The sequence below is a fragment of the Conyzicola nivalis genome (assembly GCF_014639655.1).
In the GTDB taxonomy this organism is placed as follows: Bacteria; Actinomycetota; Actinomycetes; order Actinomycetales; family Microbacteriaceae; genus Conyzicola; species Conyzicola nivalis.
The window spans coordinates 177,107-195,815 of sequence record NZ_BMGB01000001.1 but is presented as its reverse complement, the minus strand read 5'-3'; the positions used below and the strand labels follow the sequence as shown (position 1 = coordinate 195,815).

Sequence of the window (18,709 nt, the reverse complement as noted above, 5' to 3'; positions counted from 1 at the left end):
ACGCCCCTAACTTGCGAGATGAAAGCCAGAACGTCCGAGGTGCATCCGCGACCTTACGGGCGCTGAGCGCTGCCGTCAGGTCGGCGCCGGGGCTGGACAGCAATGTCCTCGGGGGCCAGCGCCCTGCCGTCGGCGCCCGAGGCGGTGATTCGGACCCGTTGGCCGGTGCGGATTTCCGTCAGCTGAACGACGCCGTCGCCTTCCTGCACGTAGGCGCCGCCCCACTGGATCAGCGCCACGAGGACGGGGAAAAAGCCGCGTCCGCGTTCTGTCAGGTGGTATTCGAAGCGACCGCGCTGCCCGGGCTCGACATAAGGGCGACGTTCCAGAACACCCATCCCTGACAGGTGCTTGAGCCGGGTAGCGACGACGGCATCCGACAGCCCGGTCCTGGCCGCGAAGTCGGAGAAGCGTGAGGTGCCGTAGAAACACTCGCGCATGATCAACAGCGATCCTCGCGAAGCCACCACGGATGACGCAGAGGAAACCGGGCACGCTTCGAAGCGCCACTCCCCCATTGGATCCAGGTCGGGAGCAATATTCATGGACATAGCCCGACGCTACGCCTGACTTGCAGATCGAAAGTTCTCCGCCACGCCGGGAAAAGTTCACCTCGGCTGACTTGTGCTTTGGTAGTCAGCTTGTCTACGGTGAGGCCATGACATTCCTCGATGATTTCAAACCCGCCCAGTTCAAACTGACCGCCGAGTCCGAAACCCTTTGGCGCGTGACGTTCACCAACCCGCCCGTCAACGTGATCGGCCCGCCTATGATCCGTGAGCTCAAGGAGCTCCTGACCCACCTGGAGACCGACCCCGGCGTCAACGTCGTCGTGTTCGACAGCGAGAACCCCGAGTACTTCCTCGCTCACTACGACCTGCTGGCCAACCCCGAAGAGGCCGAGTCCCTGCCGAGCCCGACCGGTTTCGCCGCATGGCCCGACGTCCTCGTCCGCCTCAGCAAGCTTCCCGCCGTGACCGTCAGCGCAATCCGCGGCCGCGCCCGCGGAGCCGGCAGCGAATTCGTTCTGGCAACGGACATCCGTTTCGCCAGCCGCGAGAAGGCGATCCTCGGACAGATGGAGGTCGGTTTCACCGCCCTCGCCGGTGGTGGAGCTCAGGCACGCCTCAGCCCCCTCGTCGGCCGCGCACGTAGCTTCGAGATCATGCTCAGCGGTTCCGACTTCGACGGTGACCTCGCGGAGCGTTACGGCTACGTCAACCGTTCCATCGCCGACGCCGACTTCGTCGAGTTCGTGGACGCCTGGGCCACCCGTGTCTCGAAGTGGGACCCGCGTGTCATCCGCGAGATCAAGGCTGCGGTGAACCGCGATACGCTCCCGGCCGACGCGCTCTTCCCCCCGCAGTCCGACGCCTTCTGGGCAGCTGTCGCTCGTCCGGAGTTCCCCGCCATCACGAAGGCGCTCGTCGAGCGAGGCCTCCAGGAGGCCTCCGACGTCGAGCTCAACCTCGGCGACGACATCAGCGCCATCTCGGTCGCCGCCGTCGCAACCCTCAAGTAGCCAGACCCGGGCCGGACGCCGCTCCTCCACGGCGCCCGGCCCGCCCTCACCCTCACGGCAGCAGTTTCTGCCCGCCGTCGATGTCGAACACGGCTCCGGTGATAGCCGTGTTGACCATGAGATGAACCGCAAGCGCAGCGACGTCGCCGGGCTCGACAACACGCCCGATCGGCAGCGTCGACCTGAGCTCCTGTCGCCGGTCCTGCAGAGCGTCTCCGAGCAGACGGGCCGAGAGCTCGGTGTCTACGAATCCCGCGGCGATCAGATTGATGCGGGCGGGCGCGATCTCCAGGGCCAAGTTCGCAGCAGCTGCGGTGGTTGCGGCGGCCATAGCGGCTATGACGCTCGCGCCGGGCGCAGGGCGCCGCGGGCCGGTGCCGCTCATGAACGTCAGAGATCCACCTCGTCCCAGCTTCGGCGGCACGATCCTCGCCAGGTCCAGCATCGTCCCGACCGCGCCCGCGACCGATTGCGTGGCGGCATCCAGGTCGATGTCGGCGAGCGGCGCATAGTACGGACCGCCCGCGGCCACGAAGACGTGGTCGACGGCGCCTATCTGGTCGAAGAAGGCCACCAGCTCGCCGTGGGCTGAGACGTCGAAAGCGGCGCTGCCAACGGCGCCGATGCGCTCCGCTGCCGCACGCAGCCGCCCGGGGTCGCGGGCGGTGAGAACGACGTTCGCACCTTCGTCTCGCGCGAGCTCGGCGACGGCGAACCCGATCCCGGAACTGCCTCCCAGCACCACGATCGTTCTGCCTTCGAGAGGCAGCGGCCTGGAGGCTCTGTGAGATTTTTCGTCGTTCGTCATATCTACCTCATCATCGAATGTCGCGGAACGCTGGAGAAGCCCGCTTAGGCTGGCTATAGTTACTATAGCCAGACTCGGTATCGCACCTGTCTTTCGCAGGCCGCAGAGCCGGACCGACGAGCAGGAGCGACAATGAGCAGATCCCCCGCAGACGAATTCGACGAGATCACCTTCACACTCGTAAGCGATCCCGATGACGATGTGACTTCGAAGGGTGGCAAGTTGTTCGCAAAGGGCAAGCTCTTCGCGCGCCTCGATGGTTCGCTGCTCGCGGTTCAGCTCCCTGCCGGCCGCGCCCACGAACTCGTCTCCAGAGGCGTCGCCGGAGTGTCCGAGAATGCGGGACCGGGGGCCGGCACATGGGTTCGCGTCTCTGACGCGTCGACCTGGGCCGAATTGGCTTCAGAAGCTCACCAGTTCGTCGGCGAACCCGCCGTCGGTTCCGACTCGTAACCAGCCCGCGGAAGCTCGCCGGTCCCGGACACACCCCAGCGCGACCATCAGCACCTCGACACGGAAGAAGACCACATGCTCATCTACGCAGAAGGACAATTCACGGCACGCCCCCAAGACCGTCCCGACGGGGCCGAAGAGTCGCAGGCCGCCCAAGCCCTTCTCGCCGACGGGTCCCTCGTCCACGCCTTCATTAAGACGGACCTGTCAGGCGTCTTCCTGGTCATGGAAGCCGAATCCCTCGCTGCGGCGGACGAGATAATCGCCGCCCTCCCCTATGCCGCGGACGGAACACTCGTATTCGAACTCTCCACCGTGAAAGACCTTTTCCCCAAGGCCGCCTGAGCAGCGCAGCGGTCGCCGCGCATCAGGGTTTCTGCAGGAGTTCCGCTGCTAGCAATCGCGCGGCCGCGGACGCCTCGGGTCCTCCGGGTGTCGCGGACAATGCGGTCGCGCCAGCCAGAAGCACCCACAGCCGAGATACCAGGCCCGGTGTTCCCGTGAGCGCTTTAACCTGCTCACGGACCTGATCGAGCACCCACGCTCGATGCGCGTCCACGGCCGCCGCCACCCGATCGCTCATCGCCGAAGTGTCGGCGAACACGAAATCGAGGCTGCTACGCCCCTCGGCTGGCGGTCCGACGGCTTCGAACATGGCGAGGATTCGGCCGCCGGGCCCTGTGCCGTTTGAGCGCAGTGCAACCTCGCGCGCCCATTCGTCGATCCACCTCTGAAGCACCGCAACGATGAGGGCGTCTTTGGAGCCCACCAGCTGGTAGAGACGACGCAGGGATATACCCGATTCGTCACGAACAGCATGCATCGGTACCGGCTCGAAGCCCTGGGCCCGGAACAGCCGGCTCGCAGACTCGATCACACCCCGCAGACCGCCGTCGTCATCCATCGGCAGGGGTGCTGCGGGAGGCACTGAGGAGCGGCGCAAACCTACGGACCTGGTAGGCCAACCCGAGGCCGAGGACGACCACTCCGGCAACGACGCCGAGGGCGACGCCGACTCCGGCGGGGAACGTGGTGCCTATCGAAAGAATGACGGTGAGTCCGGCGCCGCCGACGACGGCATTCACGACGGCCACCATGCTCGCGGCCGTGAACAGTACGGATCGCGCCCGGTAGCGCACGCCCAGCGTCCCCGCCTCGGTGCTGTCGTCCGGGGCGAAGTACTGTTTCGCGAGCGGGTGCAGGTGGGAGTAGTACCGGCGGATCAGTTCGATGCGGTTCAGGGCCACGACGTTGGCGATACTGGTGTCGATCAGGCGGACCACCGTGAAGCACCCGAGAATGAACACCGTGGGGAAGATCGTGAAGGCGAGGCCGGCGAGGATGTCGGGATTGCTGCTGGAGAATCCGATGGCGACCAGACCGCTGGACAACGTGGCGAGGTAAATGGAAGCGCGGCTCCCGCTCTCCCCGATTGTGGAGCTCGCCGCCGACTGGAGGACGAAATGTTCGGTGACCAACGCGCTGAGCAACGCAGCCCGGTCTTCTGCCGCGGCGGGTGTGGGCTGTTCGTCGGTCATCGTGGCGCCTCCGGCACTGCGTAGTTTCTCTAAAGATATTGACCTGACTATGGTTTTGCAACTTAGATGGTCGACATGTCGAATGAAGCGTCTTTTCTCAGGCTGCAAGAACAGCTGGCTGGAAGCGGGGTCGAAATGGCGACCGTGTTCGGCGACCAGGCGCTAACCGTCCAGGGGAAGATCGTCGCCGTCCGCCTCGACGACGGCGTTGCGTTCCGCCTCGGTCGCGGGACGGAGGAGGAGGTCATGGCCTTGAACATCCCGGGCTCGGGATTGTTCGACCCCTCTCGCCGGGGTCATGCCTTCCGGGGCTGGGTGCAGATCCCGGACACCGCCGTCGACACATGGCTCGGGTTCGCACAGGATGCGATCGCCTTCGTCGTCCGGACGGTGTTACCGAAGGGCGCCGCGAAAGACTAGACGGGCGATCAGCACACCGTCGGCCATGCTGCATAGTGTTTTGCAAGTTAGGCTTATGGCGGAGGGGATCGGACCCGACCCCCGTGGATAGGCGGAGATCGATGGCGGCAACTGTAGAAGAACGCCGGTGGACGAGGACCGTGATCGTCTTGGCGATCATGTCGGGCGCCGCCGTATCGGTCGTGTATCTCCCTCAGACCCTGCTGACAGATATTGCGGCACACTTCCAGACAACCGCGGCAGTCGCGGGTATAACCGCGACGACCATCCAGATCGGTTACGCCCTCGGTATTTTCTTCCTGGTCCCCCTGGCCGACCGGGTGGACCCCAGACTCCAAGTCACCATCCAGTCGTTGCTGCTCGTCGCCGCCCTCGCAGCCACAGTGTTCCTGCCCTCCGTCGGCGCCGTAGCGCTCGGGCTGGTCGTCGTCGGCCTCGTAGCCAATGTGGCGCAGGTCATCCTTCCCGCCGCAAATCGCCTGGCGCCGCCTGGCCGCGCCGGCTCCACCACCGCCACCCTCATCGGCTCGTGGCTTGCGGGCATTTTCGGCGGGCGAATCGTCGCTGGGCTGCTGGTCCAGGTCATCGGATGGCAGTGGGTGGTCGTCGTCTTCGCCCTCGCGCTTCTGGCCCTCCTCCCCTTCGCGCGGGCGGCGCTCGGTCCGGACCCGCGGGACCGGACCGCCCACACCGGCTACGGGAAGCTACTGGTCTCGACCATCTCGCTTATCCGACGCAGCCCCACTGTCGGCGAATCGATAGCCATGCAGTTCCTCATATTCGCTACCTTCAACTCACTGTGGACCGTCGTCGTGCTTTACCTGACCGGCGATGCCGTCGGTTGGACCGCCACCGCCGCCGGCCTCTTCGGATTCGTGGGCCTCGCCGTCGTCCTGTGCGTGCCGGTCGTCGGCCGACTCGTCGACCGTTTCGGCCAGCTACGCGTTGCCGGCGCGGGACTCGGTGTCGCGCTGCTCGCCTCGGTGAGCCTGATTTTCGACCATCGGATGCTCGTCCTGTACGGCGTATCCATGTTCCTGATCGCACTGAGCCAGCAGGCGACACAGTCTGCGATCCAAAGCCGTCTTCTCATCTCGAACCCGACCGCTCCGGGCCAAGCGAACACCGTCTTCATGTTCTCCATGTTCGTAGGCGGCGCCTTCGGTGCCTTCATCGGACCATGGGGATACGCACATGGCGGTCTCACCCAGGTCGCGGTGCAGTGCTCCGTGTTCGTGGCTGTTTCTCTGGTGGTGTGGGTCGGGGTGTTCCGCAGGGCTTTGTCAAAAGATCAGCACCGCTCACCCAGCTCGACTCCCGCAAGCTAACGTCGAAATATCCCTCGGCTCTCGATTCTGACTACCGACCGGAAGTCACCCACTGGACTGCCAGCCGCCTACCGGCTCCCTCCGGCCGACAAACATTTTTGTCACCTTCCCGTCGCCGCATTTTCAGCAAGGTGCGGCCGAGGTCATGGATTTCCTCTAAGCCCGTAGAAGCATGCCGACGTAAGACGGGGGCCGCGAAAGCGCCCACAAAAGCGCCCGCCTTCTCGTCAGCGTCCGCTGACGTCGTGAAGTTCTGTCGGGACGGTCACTGCATCGACGAGCGCGCCATTTCTCCAGACCGTGATCTCTATCGGCTTGTCTACGGCATCCCCGACCATCGCAGACTGTACAGCTGTCGTGTTGTCCACACGCCTGCCTCCCAGCCGCAGGAGAATGTCGCCGCGCTTGATGCCGGCTAGATCTGCTGGGCTGCCCGCGGACACGCCGGCGACCTGCATGCCGGTAGTGGCACCGATCTTCTCCGCGAGTTCCGCCGGCACGTTCACCTGAACGCCGGCAATTCCCAACCACGCCCGCCGCACGCGGCCATGCGCCATCAGCGCATCGATGATCTGCCGGGTTGTCGAGTTGATCGGCACCGCGAGGCCGAGGCCGATGCCCGCCACGGCAGTGTTCACACCGACCAGGCGCCCGCTGCTGTCGGCCAGTGCCCCACCGCTGTTGCCCGGATTCAATGCCGCGTCAGTCTGGATCACCTCGTCGACGACCCGTCCGGAGTGTGTCGGAAGAGACCGACCGAGGGCGGAGACGATGCCCGCAGTCACACTTCCCGCCAATCCGTGCGGGTTGCCGACTGCGATGACGAACTGACCCACACGGAGGCCTGCTGCGTCGCCGAACGCGATCGGACGGGGAACGGGGCCGCGCGCCTTAAGTATCGCGAGGTCCGACAGAGTGTCGCGCCCGACTACCTCCGCTTCGGCGGATCTTCCGTCGGCGAAGCGTGTCTCGATCGCGCGTGCGCCGTCGACGACGTGGGCGCTGGTGAGCAGGTAGCCGGTCTGGGTGATCACACTCGCACTGCCTGCGCCGTGTCCTTTGCTTCCGGAGACGATGACGCTGGCGACGCTTTCGATTACACGGTCGGCCACACCTATGACCGCATTTGAATAGGCGTCCAGAACCGCCTTGTCTTCATTGTCCATGGATCTATTGAGCGCCTACGAACACGCGTTTATGCCCCCGTTCGCTGTCGGCGGAGCAGCGTGCCGGTACCGGAACGGCGAAACGAAAACTCCCACAGATTCGCCTCGCCGCTTCGGTACCCGGTCGGACTATGCGTCGACTAGCGTCGCTTCGAGGTGGATGTCGACACCGGCGAGGGCTTTGCTCACCGGACAGTTGCTCTTAGCCTGCAGAGCGATTTCCGCGAACTCGTCGGCGTCGACGCCGGAGACGTCCGCGCGGACCTTCAGGACGATACCTGTCAGTTTGAACTGCCCGTCGGACGGGTCCGGCCCGAGCGTGACGTCCGCGCTGATGTCGAGTTCGTTGATGACTGCACCGCTCGACGCTAGCGCTCCGGAGAGCGCCATCGAATAACACGCGGAGTGCGCGGCTGCGATGAGTTCTTCCGGGCTGGTCGACCCGCCCGCGGTTTCGGAAATGCGCTTCGGGAAAGACACGTCGAACGTGCCTAGCTGGGAACTGGTCAACTCCACCTGACCGGTCCCTGTCTGCAGGGCACCTTTCCAGATGGTGCGTGCTGAACGTGTAGGCATTTCGGCTCCTGAATCTGTTTGAGCGACCGGGCTGCTACGCCGCGCGGCCGCGCGGGTGTACATTCACAGTCTAACTATCAAAACAGTAGCCAGAAGGGTCAGCTTTCGGGCAGACCATCTACTGGACCCAGCCGAATGGACAAGCGAGATGCGCGCAATTCAGGTCACAGAGCACGGAGGCCCGGAAGTGCTCCGGATCGCCACTGTTGAGGAACCGATCGAGACCCCCGGCTCAATACGCCTCGCCGTCACGAGTGCCGGCGTTAATTTCGCCGACACCATGATCAGTCGTGACCAGTATGTGCGCCCTACCGAACTGCCCTACGTCCCCGGAACCGAGGTGGTCGGGACTGACTCCACCGGCAGGCGGATGGTCGGCTTGACGACAACCGGCGGATATGCGGAGTTCGCGCTCGTCGACGCGTCCCGAAGCGCCGCGGTCCCAGACGGTGTGACCGATGCCCAGGCGCTCGCGCTCGTCAATCAGGGGCTGACGGCGTGGCATCTGGTGCACACCAGCGCCCGTGTGCTGACGGGTGAATCTGTACTGGTCCATGCCGCTGCCGGTGGCGTGGGCAGCATCGCCGTGCAACTGGCCCACATTGCGGGTGCGTTCGTCATCGCGTCGGTAAGCAGCGACGAGAAGGCTGTCGCAGCCAAGGACCTCGGCGCCGATGCCACGATCGACTCCGCTCTGCCGAAAGACGAACTCGCGGCCGCCATCCTCGCCGCGAACAACGGACGCCCTGTCGATGTGGTGTTGGACGGGACGGGCGGCGACGCGTTCTCGGCGAGCCTCGAATCGCTCGCGCCCTTCGGCCGCCTTGTACATTTCGGCGTCTCCGGGGGTCAGATGGCTCCGCTGGTCGACCCCTGGTCGCTCACCGTGGGCAGCAGAGGCGTGATGGGCTTCTATAACCGGGACGCCTTCGAGCTGCCGGGCGGCTTCCGCTCGCCCCTCGCCACGATGTTCGAGCAGACCCTTTCAGGCACGCTTCGTCACCTCGACTCGGCGCCCTACGCGCTTGAGGATGCCGGTGTCGCGCACGCCGATCTGCTCGGAAGGCGTACCAGCGGCAAGGTCGTCATCGCAGTCGCGCCCTGACCATCGGCGTCTTCCGGTTCACGTCGATCCATGATTTCGCAGGAACTCGCCTGCGTTCACTGAAGGGAAATACAGATGACGACAACTGTCCTGCTCGTGCATGGTGCATTCGCTGACGGTTCCAGCTGGTCGAAGGTCATTGCGCACCTGACAGCCGCGGGGATCCACGCGAAAGCCCTCGCGAACCCACTGCGGGGCCTCTCATCCGACGGCGAGTACGTGGCCAGCGTGGTGAACCAGACCGAAGGCGATGTGGTGCTGGTCGGCCACAGCTATGGCGGACCGGTTATAACCTACGCGGCCAGCAAAGCCTCGAACGTGAAGCGCCTAGTTTTCGTCTCGGCGTTCGGCTTGGACAAGGGTGAGAACGCCCAGGATGCAGGCCAGGGCTTCCCAGAGACTGAACTTGTATCGGCCCTGCGTCCCTGGACGTACCCCGGAAGCGACCTCCCCGAGTTCACCCTCGCCGAAGAGATGTACCGATCCGTGTTCGCGGCGGATGTCACTGCTGAGGAGGCAGCAGCGGGTGCGGCCAGCCAACGTCCGGCCGCAGCGCTCGGGTTTGGCGAGCCGCTCTCCGTCGAACCCGCTTGGAAGTCAGTGCCTACGTCTTGGGTGTACGGCGACGCGGACAACACCATCAGCCCCGACTACCAGGCAACGACCGCCAACAAGATCGGCGCCGAGGTCACGGTGTTGGCGGGCGGATCCCACTCGATCGCGGTCTCACGGTCGGAAGAGGTCGCGAACGTCATCATCGCCGCGGTGAAATCCATCGGTTAGCAACACCGACCGAGAACCGAGGGCCGTGCTCCGCCGACAACGGCAGGGGCGCGGCCCTCGTTGCGTGCCGGTCTTCGTCCTAGACGAGATGTGACCGACCTAGGCCATAACTCGGATGGCCGCATGAGTGGATGCGACGGCGCTGGCCCCTTCGCCTACTGCAGCCGCCACTCTCTTCATCGAGCCTTGACGGACGTCGCCGACGGCGAAGACCCGGGGGACGCTCGTCTCGAAAGCGAGCGGGCGACGGTCGAGTGTCGCCCATCGCTCGTCGAGCCGGTCGTCACCGATACGGCTGTCGGTGAGCACGAAGCCGTGGTCGTCCAGCGCGACGTCTTGGAGCCAGCCCGTGGCCGGGGTCGCCCCGATGAAGCAGAAGAGACCGTCGCAGGGTACGACTTCGGCACCGCCTCCGGCCCTGTCCGTCAGGGTGATCGCACTGAGGAATGCATCTCCGCGTAGCTCCGAGACCTCGGTGGACGATCGCACCTCGATGAGCGGATCGGCCTCAATGCGGTCCACGAGGTAGCTCGACATGCCTGCAGAGATGTCGGAGCCCCTGATGACGATGTTCACGGCGCAGCCCTTTGATGCGAGGAAGATCGCGGCTTGACCCGCGGAGTTGGCCCCGCCGACGACGGTGACCGGCTTGCCTGCAAGGGGACGCACCTCCAGCTCGGTCGCCGCGAAGTAGATGCCCGCGCCTTCGAAATCGCTCCAGCGGTCGAGGTCGAGGACTTTGTACCGGGCGCCGGTTGCGATGATGACCGCCTTCGTCGCGATCGCTCCGCCGTCTTCCAAGAGGATTTTGAGGCCGTCGCTGACCGATTCGAGGCCGACGACCTTGCATGGGCTGTACACGTGGGCGCCAAATTTCAGAGCCTGCGTATTGGCACGCGCGATGAGGTCTTCGCCGCTGAGGCCGTTGGGGAAACCCAGGTAGTTCTCGATCCGCGAGCTCGCTGCCGCCTGCCCGCCGGGCCCGACCGCATCGAGCAGCATCGTGTTCAGTCCCTCGGACGCACCGTAAACCGTCGCCGCGAGCCCTGCCGGGCCGGCGCCGACCACGACCAGATCGATCTCGCTCGGGCTGTCAGCCCGATAGGTCAATCCGGAACGCTGCGCGAGGAGGCCCGGAGTCGCATTCTTGATGACGCCTTCGGGCACGATGATGGCGGGCAGCTGCGTAGCGTCCACTTCGGCGACCCGCATGAGCGCGGCTCCTTCAGGTGAATCTGCTTCGAACCACCGGCTGGGGAGTTGGAGCCTGGCAACGTAGGTGCGCAGTGCGAGCGATTCTGCCGAGCGGCTGTGGCCAACGATCTCCACCGAGCCTGCGGCAGAAGTCTGCAACTGCTGTCGACGGGCCATGAATATCGTCAACAGCATGTCCGACAGTTCGGCGTCCGTCGACATCAGCCGCCGGAGGTTGTCGGGCGAAATCCGGTGGATAACGCCGCCCTCTTCCATCCGTGCCGTCAGGTAGACGGTCTGCCTGCTCAGCAGGCTCATCTCACCGAGGATGCCGCCGGCGTTCTGCCGCGACACGACCTCTTCGGGAGAGCCGGGTGTCGCCTCACGGACCACTACTGCCGTGCCCTCTTCGATGAGTATGAGGTCGTAGCCCGGGTCGCCCACTTTGTAGAGGACTTCGCCGGCCACCGTTGCATGCGGCGTACCGTAGCTCCGCAGCCGTTCCTGGAGCACTTCGGTGAGGCCGGCCGCAGGTTGCGCTTGCGCATCGATCGGAATGGTCATTGGGTCCTCGCTCTTCGTCTCTGGGCAGATCGACGCGCGACTCCGCGTTGATCGTGACGATGCCGGCGGGACCGCCGCGTACCCGTCACTCTAACTACTGTTTCTCAAGTCAGCAATAGCCCTGCGCTCGCAGCCGTCATCGCTGATACGCTGACTATTGATAAGCAAGTTAGAATCCGTGGTCGGGCCAGCGTCCGGTCTATCAACGTCTCGGAGGCCCTCGTGTCATCACTTCAGCAGGACGCACCGCTTAGGGCGCGAACGCGGCCGTCCACCGGTCGGCCGGCGTTGCCGCGCGGTCTCGCGTTCGCCGGGATGGGCCTGATATTCGTCGCCTTTCTCGCCGCGGCCGCGGCACCCTCGCCGCTCTACGTGCTCTATCAAGACGAATGGCATTTCCCCGCATCCCTGCTGAGCGTCGCCTTCGCCGTCTATGCCTTCGGGTTGCTCCTGACCCTGCTCGTCGTCGGCAAGCTTTCCGACTACATCGGCCGCAGGCCCGTACTCATCGCCGCCCTCGTCGCTCAGATCGTCGCGATGACCTTGCTGTTCACCGCAGGGAGCATCGAACTCGTCATCGTGGCGCGGATCATCCAAGGCCTCGCAACCGGCGCTGCGACGGGAGCACTCTCGGCCGCCTTGAGCGATTTGGCGCCCGCAAAGAAGCCGGCGCTGGGCGCTGTAATCGCCAGCCTCGCCCCGCTTGTTGGGCTCGCGCTCGGCGCAGCGCTCACCGGTGTAGTCGTGCAGCTGTCGTCTGAGCCGATCACGGTGGTGTTCGTCACCCTGGATGTGGTGTTCGCCCTGGGCCTTGTCGTCGTATTCGCCTCGCCGGAGTCAGTGTCGCGCAAAGCAGGTGCGCTCCGAACGCTGATACCGCGGGTGTCGGTACCGGAGTTGGCTCGCCGGGAGTTCGTCGCCGGCGCCTTCCTCCTGATCGGCGTATGGCTGACCGCGGGAATCTATCTCGGCCTTATCGCCCAGGTCGACCGCGACATCCTCCGCCTCGGCACCGGGTCCATCAACGGAATCCTGATCACCATCCTGTCCGGGGCGGGCGCGCTGAGCGTGTTCGCCACAACGAACGTCCGACCGCGCGTCGTCGCGATCTCCGGAGCCATATCGTTGGCTGTCGGCGTCAGCTTCACCGGGATAGCGATAGCGGCACACTCTCTACCGCTTTTGATCATCGCATCGTTGGTGGCGGGAATCGGCTTCGGCCTCGGGTTTGCAGGACCTATCCGGCTTGTCAGCCCGCTGGCCAAGGTGCATGAACGCGGCCAGCTCTTCTCCGCCGTCTACGTCGTCTGCTATCTCACGTTCGGCGTCCCCGCCATCGTCGCAGGCTGGCTCGTCGGGGTCTTCACCTTGCTGCCGGTCGTGATCGGATATGCCGCCCTCGCCGCCGTGTCGTCCCTCGTCGGCCTCGCCGCACAACTGCGGCGCGCGCGCGAGGACGGGTAGTCGCAGCCAGCCACACCCGTGCTAACTTGCAGTGGAATAGTCAGAGTTGGTCGCACCGGCGGGCGGGACGGAAGGACGTAATCGTGGTCACGAGCAAGTTCGGGATGAGCCGAAATATCCTGCGCGAGAAGCGGGCGGGGAACTCCGACCGCGTCACCTTCGTCGAGCTGTTCTTCGACCTGGTGTTCGTCTTGGCGATCACACAGCTTTCGGCCCTCTTGTCGAACGAACCGAACGGCTGGGGCTTCGCGCAGACGGTACTCATCTGTCTAGCGGTGTGGTGGTTGTGGGTCTATACGAGTTGGGCGACGAACTGGCTCGACCCGGACACCAGGCCCGTGCTCTGGCTGCTGCTCCTTCTCATGGCCGTAGCGTTGGTGCTGAGCTCGTCGATCCCCGGCGCGTTCGGTTCGAAAGGCCTGATATTCGCCGGTGCATACGTGCTGTATCAGCTCATACGCACCGTGTTCGTGATCGTCGCAAGCGCAAGACACCGGGCTGTAGTCGCCGATGGGCAGAAGCGCATCCTCATCTGGCTCGCAGTGTCAGCGCCGTTCTGGCTCGTAGGCGCCCTGCAGGAAGAGCGCCTGCGGCTCCTGCTCTGGGCGATCGCTCTCGCGATCGACTATCTGGGTCCGGCGACACTGTTCTGGCTGCCGAAGCGGGGACGTTCGTCGTGGGAGGCGTGGCAGATCCGCGGAGCCCACTTCGCTGAGCGGGCCGCGCTTTTCATCATCATCGTCCTCGGCGAATCGATCCTCGTCACCGGCAGGTCGCTGACCGGGGACGAACTGACTCCCGAATCGGCACTGGCCTTCACCTCGGCATTCGCCAGCTCGGTTGCGCTCTGGCTGCTGTACTTCGCCCACGGCGAGCGAGGAGGGACGAGCTTCATAAAGGCCAAGGAGAGCACGGGACCGGTCGCGCGCGTCTCCTACACCTACCTGCACGTCGTGCTCGTCATAGGCATCGTCATCACCACGCACGGCCATGAGGTGACCTCCCACCACCCGCTCGAAGAAGCATCCCTGTCGACACTCGCCTTCGCAGCGGTGGGCCCAGCCATCTATCTCGTCGGCAATATCGCCTTCAAAGCGTCGGTCGGCATCCGCCCGCGGCTTCTGCCCGGCCACATCGCGGGAACGTTCGCCTACCTGGTCCTCTACGTGCTGGTCGCCGCCGGCGCGCTCCACCTGACCGCGCTCGCGTTGTCGTGGGTAGCCACGGGAATCCTCATCGCGGTCGTGACCGTCGATGAGCGGCTGTGGAGGCGACGCCAGGTCCCGACGACGTCACCTTCCGAGCAGCTCGCACTCTAGCCCGAAGCATCGTCCGCCGGCAGGCGTGGGGCGGATGCGAAGAGGCTGGGTTGCCGCGACGTTACGTCGCGGGCAATCCAGCCTCTGGTCCTGTCGACAGGACGGGCGCTGGGGCCTAGAGCCCCTGGCGCTTCAGCCAGCGAAGGGTGGTCTGGGCTACTTCTGCCCAACGGCTGTCGAATACCAGAGAGTGGCCACGATCGGGGAACACCTCAAGGTCGGTGATCGCCGCGGAGGACGCATAGAGGCCGAAAGCCTGCTCGGCGACGATCTGGGGCACCGTGTGGTCCTTGCCTCCACCGATGATCAGCAGCGGGCCACGGTCGGCCTTCGCCGTGTTCACCGCAGCCGGGGACTTCGGGTCTTTCGCTGCAGACGTTACCTCGAACAGCGGCTTGCCGGGGCCGGGGATAGCGAACTGCTGGAAGAGGTCGCGGGATTCCTGCTTGGACAGCGCATTGCCGAAACCGTACCGGAACTGCCGTTCGGTCAGTGAGACGGAACGTGTCTTGTTGGCCTTCTTGCTCACGACCGGGATGGCGGTCCGGATCTGGGACAGCGGCACCTTCTTCACGCCTTTGATCGGGGCCGGGTCGATGGCCACTGCGGCTACTGCGAGCCCGTCCGCGAGGAGCTTCTGAGCGACCAGTCCGCCGAAGGAGTGTCCGACCACGATGGGCTTCTGCGGAAGCGTGCGGATGTAGGCGGCGTAGGTGTCGTAGATGTCGTTGATTCCCTTGTCCGCGACTGCGGTCGGGTTGGACCTGGTCGACGGGACGCTCGCGCCGTCGCCCGGCCAGCCCGGCGCCGTGGCCGCGTAACCCGACTTCTCGTACAGGGTGACCCAGTTCTGCCAAGCCTTCGAATGAATCCACAGGCCGTGGATGAAGACGACTGGCGTCTGTTCTGTCATTAGATGCTCCAAGTTTTCGATGTAGAATGACCGGTAACTCTACCGGCGGATCTACTTTGCACCACTGGCTTGTTAAACACAAGTTAGGGACCGTAAATAAATATAAGGAGCAAACTCATGGTCTTGAATACGGACGGAAACCCTGCGGCACGGGCAGACATCGTCTCGCTGTGGACCTCTCCGGACCCGGATACGTCGGTCGTGCGTGACCGGATACTGAATGCCGCCTCGCGGCTGTTCTACGCGAACGGCATTCGTGCCACAGGCATCGCTGAAGTCGTGCATCTGGCCGAAGTGACGAAGGTGACTCTGTACCGGCACTTCGCGTCGAAGGACGCGCTCGTCCTCGCATACCTGGCGCGTCGCTCCGCGTTCGAACACGAATACATGGACGAGGCGATGCGAATCGCGAAGGCAGACCCCGCGTCTGCATCCGAGGCGATCGCCTCGACTATCGGCGTCGAAAGCTGCTCGCCGGGATTCCGCGGCTGCCCGTTCATCAACGCCGCCGCCGAGTTCGGTGACCCGGAGAGCGAGATCCGACAGTACGTCGATGCCCACCGCGCCTGGTTCAAGACCGTGGTCGAGGACCTGCTCCAGAGCACCGGCATCGTCGACGTCTCTGAGGCCGCTACCGACCTGGTCATGCTCAGGGACGGCGCGATGATCAGCGGCTACCTGGGCGACCCCGACGTCGTCGCAGCATCATTGCTGCGCGCCGGCACCGCGGTGGTCGCAGCGCATTCGCGGCGATGAAACCGCGTTTCTAGCTGGCTGCGTCGACCAGGCGTTTTGCCCGGAGGTCGAACGGGTATGCGTCGGTCGGAATGATCCGGACAGACTCAGGATCCTGGACGACGCCCTCTTCGGTTACGAATTGCACGCGTACCGGGCTCTGTCCATCGGCCGTCTCACGTGCCATGGTCACGCCGCGCGCCGGCGGCATGTTGTCGTCGCCCCATTGCTGCAAGGCCGCGAGGACAAGCTTCAACTGCTCGCCTTTGGGTGTCGGGTGATAGCTGAACCTCGCCCGCAACCCGTCTTCCCTGTACTCGCGCTTCTCCATTAGCCCGGCGGCGACGAGCGTGTTCAGCCGGTCCCCCAAGATGTTCGGGGCGATTCCCAACAGCTTCTCGAAGTCAGCGAACTTGACAGTCTCGCTCAACAGGGATTCGCGGAGAATTAGGAGGGTCCAACGTTCTCCCACGACGCTCAACGTTCGTTCTATCGAGCAGAACATGTCCTCCAGGCTTTTGCCCGACTTACCTTGACTCATTACCCGATTCTACCGCGCTTGCATAGTTGCAGCTAGGTATTGCAGGGAGCTTGCGCCTAGGCCAGCCGGGCACAGCTCAGCTTCGCTCGCGTCCTACTGCTGGCGGAACAACGATTTTCTCCAGCTGCTCGCCGAGTTCGAGTTCCGTCTCCCCTCGCTGCTGCAGCCCGAGCTGGAACATCTGGCCGGCGCGGTCCTGCGTCTCCGGTCGGCTGACGGAGTTCCAGAACGCATCCATCTGAGCGGGGAACTCGGCGTCGTCAGGCAGCGAGACGGCGTTCACGAAGGCTTTCACTTCCTGGATCGCCCGGACATCGAACGCGGAGACACGTTCGGCGAAGGCGGAGACGAACTGCTCGAAATCGTGGTCCGGGATGGAACGGTTCACGTAGCCGTAACGCTCGGCCATGTCGCCGTCGTAGTCGCCGGCGCTGAGGAGGATCTCCAAGGCGCGCCCACGGCCGACCAGGCGCGGGAGCCTGCTTGAGGGCCCGCCGCCGGGCACGGCGCCGGTTCCCAGTTCGAACTGGCCGAGAACGGCCTTCTCACGGCTGGCGAAACGGATGTCGGTGGCGAGAGCGAACTCGCTGCCTGCCCCGCGGGCACGCCCGCGGATCGCGCTGATGGTCACTGCGGGAAGCTTGCTCAACCGGATCAGGATGTCGAGCCACGGGTGGAAACCGGTCGGTCCGGCCGGCAGCGCGTTTGTCAGCTCCGGATCCGAAGCGATGTCCCAATGGGCGAGGAAGAACTCCTCATCCGCGCTCTCGAAAACGATCACAGCCACCAGGGGGTCCGTCTCAGCGTCGTCCAGCAACGCGCGGAGCTCCACGAGCATGTCTGGTCCGATCAGGTTGATCGGAGGGTTATCGAACGCCACTCTCCAGAGAGCCGGGGTCGTCTTGGTCACAGTCAACTGAGTCATGTCGGCATTCAACACCCCTGTATTGCAAAACACAAGTCAGCTACCCGCGGGCGCTTTCGCCTCGCGAGCCGCCCGGCGATCGGCGCCGCACCGCTGGCTGCGGGGTCCACCCATCTGCTGCCCCGAGGTGCTAACTTTTATCTCACTAGTCAGCTCCGACGCAAGGACACCCATGAGCGCGCAAATACTCGATTCCGTCGTATTCGTGACAGGGGCGAACGGCGGTCTCGGCACCGAATTCGTCCGACAGGCGCTCGCGCGCGGCGCCCGCAAGGTCTACGCGTCGGCTCGGACGGTCCGCGACTGGGATGACGAGCGGATCGTGGGCATAACGCTCGACGTCACAGACCAAGCGTCCGTAGACGCTGCGGCCGCGTCTGCCGCCGATACGACAGTGCTCGTCAACAACGCCGGCGTGTACACCCACGGTGACCGCATCACCGCGGGGTCCCTCGATGACATCCGCGCAGTCTTCGAAACCAACTTCTTCGGCGCAGTAGCGGTCGCGCGAGCATTCGCGCCCGTTGTCGGCGCCAACGGCGGAGGCGCGATCCTGGACGTGCATTCCGCCCTGAGCTGGGCCGGCTTCGCAGGCGCATACAGCGCCAGCAAAGCGGCGCTGTGGTCGGCGACGAATTCGCTGCGTCTCGAACTCGCACCCCAAGGAACTCACGTCGTCGGACTCCACATGGGCTACGTCGATACCCCTATGGTGGCCGACATCCGGGCCGACAAGTCGAGCCCCAGAAGCATCGTCTCCGCTGCCTACGACGCAGTGGAGTCCGGGGAATACGAGGTCCTCGCCGACCTCAGGGCCCGCGTTCTCAAGAAAGCGTTGTCGGGACCGATAGAAGAGCTGTACACCGAACTGCGTGCATAGCGGACGGCGTTTCAATGCATCAGCCAACAAGGGAGATCCAATGAGCAACCCGGCAATCAACACGGCAGCAGCCCCTTCAGGAGAAGGCTGCCTGGAGTGCGAGCAGACGGATGGCTGGTGGCTGCACCTCCGCCGATGCGCAGAGTGCGGCCATGTCGGGTGTTGTGACAACTCCCCGTCCCAGCACGGCACCGCCCACTTCACGGAGACCGGCCACGCGATCATGCAGAGCTTCGAGCCTGGCGAGAACTGGTTCTGGAACTATGAGACCGAGCAGATGCTGAACGGCCCAAGGCTGGCGGAGCCCACCTCCCGTCCTGCCTCGCAGGCCGTGCCGGGCCCTGAAGGCCGCGTGCCCAGCGATTGGCGATCGAAGCTCAACCCATAGTCGCAGGCCGGGGCACCCCCGGGTCGTAGCCAGATCGCGATCGAGCCCTTGACGGTGAACCGCCCGGCGGCATGCAGTCGACGCGCG

At 64.7% G+C, this 18,709-nt stretch carries 22 protein-coding genes; 12 read left to right on the top strand and 10 right to left on the bottom strand.

Going from position 1 to position 18,709, the window contains the following annotated elements:
- Nucleotides 1-53 precede the first annotated feature (53 nt).
- A complete protein-coding gene (locus tag IEV96_RS01020) occupies nt 54-551 on the bottom strand; it encodes a winged helix-turn-helix transcriptional regulator (RefSeq protein WP_188508856.1) in 498 nt (165 codons plus the stop codon).
- Nucleotides 552-658: 107 nt separating this feature from the next.
- Between IEV96_RS01020 and IEV96_RS01015 the strand changes: the two genes are divergently transcribed.
- The gene (locus IEV96_RS01015; protein WP_188508855.1) at nt 659-1,522 is read left to right on the top strand and encodes an enoyl-CoA hydratase/isomerase family protein; all 864 of its coding nucleotides are present in this window, start codon (nt 659-661) and stop codon (nt 1,520-1,522) included.
- Between the two features lie 52 nt (nt 1,523-1,574).
- On the opposite strand, the gene IEV96_RS01010 is transcribed toward IEV96_RS01015, so the two are convergent.
- Nucleotides 1,575-2,330, bottom strand: a complete 756-nt coding sequence (locus IEV96_RS01010; protein WP_188508854.1) for an SDR family oxidoreductase — start codon at nt 2,328-2,330, stop codon at nt 1,575-1,577.
- Nucleotides 2,331-2,462: 132 nt separating this feature from the next.
- Here IEV96_RS01010 and IEV96_RS01005 point away from each other — a divergent pair, with 132 nt between their 5' ends.
- Both IEV96_RS01005 and IEV96_RS01000 read left to right on the top strand, forming a co-directional pair.
- Nucleotides 2,463-2,783 (top strand): hypothetical protein, encoded by a 321-nt coding sequence (locus IEV96_RS01005; RefSeq protein ID WP_188508853.1) that lies wholly within the window; start codon nt 2,463-2,465, stop codon nt 2,781-2,783.
- Nucleotides 2,784-2,858: 75 nt separating this feature from the next.
- Nucleotides 2,859-3,128 (top strand): YciI family protein, encoded by a 270-nt coding sequence (locus tag IEV96_RS01000; protein ID WP_188508852.1) that lies wholly within the window; start codon nt 2,859-2,861, stop codon nt 3,126-3,128.
- 22 nt (nt 3,129-3,150) lie between these two features.
- Here IEV96_RS01000 and IEV96_RS00995 read toward each other — a convergent pair whose 3' ends face one another.
- Nucleotides 3,151-3,687, bottom strand: coding sequence for a TetR/AcrR family transcriptional regulator (locus IEV96_RS00995; RefSeq protein WP_188508851.1), 537 nt, complete (start codon nt 3,685-3,687; stop codon nt 3,151-3,153).
- Nucleotides 3,680-4,321 (bottom strand): hypothetical protein, encoded by a 642-nt coding sequence (locus IEV96_RS00990; RefSeq protein WP_188508850.1) that lies wholly within the window; start codon nt 4,319-4,321, stop codon nt 3,680-3,682. The genes IEV96_RS00995 and IEV96_RS00990 overlap by 8 nt, the downstream gene beginning before the upstream one ends.
- A gap of 135 nt (nt 4,322-4,456) precedes the next feature.
- Between IEV96_RS00990 and IEV96_RS00985 the strand changes: the two genes are divergently transcribed.
- Both IEV96_RS00985 and IEV96_RS00980 read left to right on the top strand, forming a co-directional pair.
- Nucleotides 4,457-4,741, top strand: coding sequence for a hypothetical protein (locus IEV96_RS00985; protein WP_229732914.1), 285 nt, complete (start codon nt 4,457-4,459; stop codon nt 4,739-4,741).
- A 101-nt stretch (nt 4,742-4,842) separates the two neighbouring features.
- Nucleotides 4,843-6,069, top strand: coding sequence for an MFS transporter (locus IEV96_RS00980; RefSeq protein WP_188508848.1), 1,227 nt, complete (start codon nt 4,843-4,845; stop codon nt 6,067-6,069).
- 227 nt (nt 6,070-6,296) lie between these two features.
- Here the strand turns inward: IEV96_RS00980 and IEV96_RS00975 are convergent, their stop codons facing one another.
- Nucleotides 6,297-7,235: a S1C family serine protease gene (locus tag IEV96_RS00975; RefSeq protein WP_188508847.1), complete on the bottom strand. Its 939-nt coding sequence runs from the start codon at nt 7,233-7,235 to the stop codon at nt 6,297-6,299.
- Between the two features lie 129 nt (nt 7,236-7,364).
- Nucleotides 7,365-7,874 (bottom strand): OsmC family peroxiredoxin, encoded by a 510-nt coding sequence (locus IEV96_RS00970; RefSeq protein WP_444542331.1) that lies wholly within the window; start codon nt 7,872-7,874, stop codon nt 7,365-7,367.
- 124 nt (nt 7,875-7,998) lie between these two features.
- Here IEV96_RS00970 and IEV96_RS00965 point away from each other — a divergent pair, with 124 nt between their 5' ends.
- Entirely contained in the window at nt 7,999-8,916 is a 918-nt protein-coding gene (locus IEV96_RS00965; RefSeq protein WP_229732912.1) for a quinone oxidoreductase family protein, read from the top strand.
- 75 nt (nt 8,917-8,991) lie between these two features.
- Complete coding sequence (locus IEV96_RS00960) at nt 8,992-9,699, top strand: alpha/beta fold hydrolase (protein ID WP_229732910.1); 708 nt, start codon at nt 8,992-8,994, stop codon at nt 9,697-9,699.
- Between the two features lie 99 nt (nt 9,700-9,798).
- Here IEV96_RS00960 and IEV96_RS00955 read toward each other — a convergent pair whose 3' ends face one another.
- On the bottom strand, nt 9,799-11,457 hold the full coding sequence (locus IEV96_RS00955; protein ID WP_188508845.1) for an FAD-dependent oxidoreductase: 1,659 nt from the start codon (nt 11,455-11,457) through the stop codon (nt 9,799-9,801).
- Nucleotides 11,458-11,679: 222 nt separating this feature from the next.
- On the opposite strand from IEV96_RS00955, the gene IEV96_RS00950 reads away from it, so the two are divergent.
- Together IEV96_RS00950 and IEV96_RS00945 are read left to right on the top strand one after the other, a co-directional pair.
- Entirely contained in the window at nt 11,680-12,921 is a 1,242-nt protein-coding gene (locus tag IEV96_RS00950) for an MFS transporter (protein WP_188508844.1), read from the top strand.
- Between the two features lie 104 nt (nt 12,922-13,025).
- Nucleotides 13,026-14,240 carry a low temperature requirement protein A gene (locus IEV96_RS00945; RefSeq protein WP_188508843.1) on the top strand — a complete coding sequence of 405 codons (1,215 nt, stop codon included), beginning with the start codon at nt 13,026-13,028 and terminating at the stop codon, nt 14,238-14,240.
- A 115-nt stretch (nt 14,241-14,355) separates the two neighbouring features.
- On the opposite strand, the gene IEV96_RS00940 is transcribed toward IEV96_RS00945, so the two are convergent.
- The gene (locus IEV96_RS00940) at nt 14,356-15,153 is read right to left on the bottom strand and encodes an alpha/beta hydrolase (protein WP_188508842.1); all 798 of its coding nucleotides are present in this window, start codon (nt 15,151-15,153) and stop codon (nt 14,356-14,358) included.
- Between the two features lie 123 nt (nt 15,154-15,276).
- Here IEV96_RS00940 and IEV96_RS00935 point away from each other — a divergent pair, with 123 nt between their 5' ends.
- Entirely contained in the window at nt 15,277-15,909 is a 633-nt protein-coding gene (locus IEV96_RS00935; RefSeq protein ID WP_229732908.1) for a TetR/AcrR family transcriptional regulator, read from the top strand.
- A gap of 10 nt (nt 15,910-15,919) precedes the next feature.
- Here IEV96_RS00935 and IEV96_RS00930 read toward each other — a convergent pair whose 3' ends face one another.
- Nucleotides 15,920-16,429, bottom strand: a complete 510-nt coding sequence (locus tag IEV96_RS00930) for a winged helix-turn-helix transcriptional regulator (RefSeq protein ID WP_229732907.1) — start codon at nt 16,427-16,429, stop codon at nt 15,920-15,922.
- Between the two features lie 76 nt (nt 16,430-16,505).
- Complete coding sequence (locus IEV96_RS00925) at nt 16,506-17,369, bottom strand: enoyl-CoA hydratase/isomerase family protein (protein WP_229732904.1); 864 nt, start codon at nt 17,367-17,369, stop codon at nt 16,506-16,508.
- Between the two features lie 157 nt (nt 17,370-17,526).
- Between IEV96_RS00925 and IEV96_RS00920 the strand changes: the two genes are divergently transcribed.
- Nucleotides 17,527-18,234: an SDR family oxidoreductase gene (locus IEV96_RS00920; protein ID WP_188508840.1), complete on the top strand. Its 708-nt coding sequence runs from the start codon at nt 17,527-17,529 to the stop codon at nt 18,232-18,234.
- Nucleotides 18,235-18,274: 40 nt separating this feature from the next.
- On the top strand, nt 18,275-18,622 hold the full coding sequence (locus IEV96_RS00915; protein ID WP_188508839.1) for a UBP-type zinc finger domain-containing protein: 348 nt from the start codon (nt 18,275-18,277) through the stop codon (nt 18,620-18,622).
- The last annotated feature ends 87 nt before the right edge of the window (nt 18,623-18,709 follow it).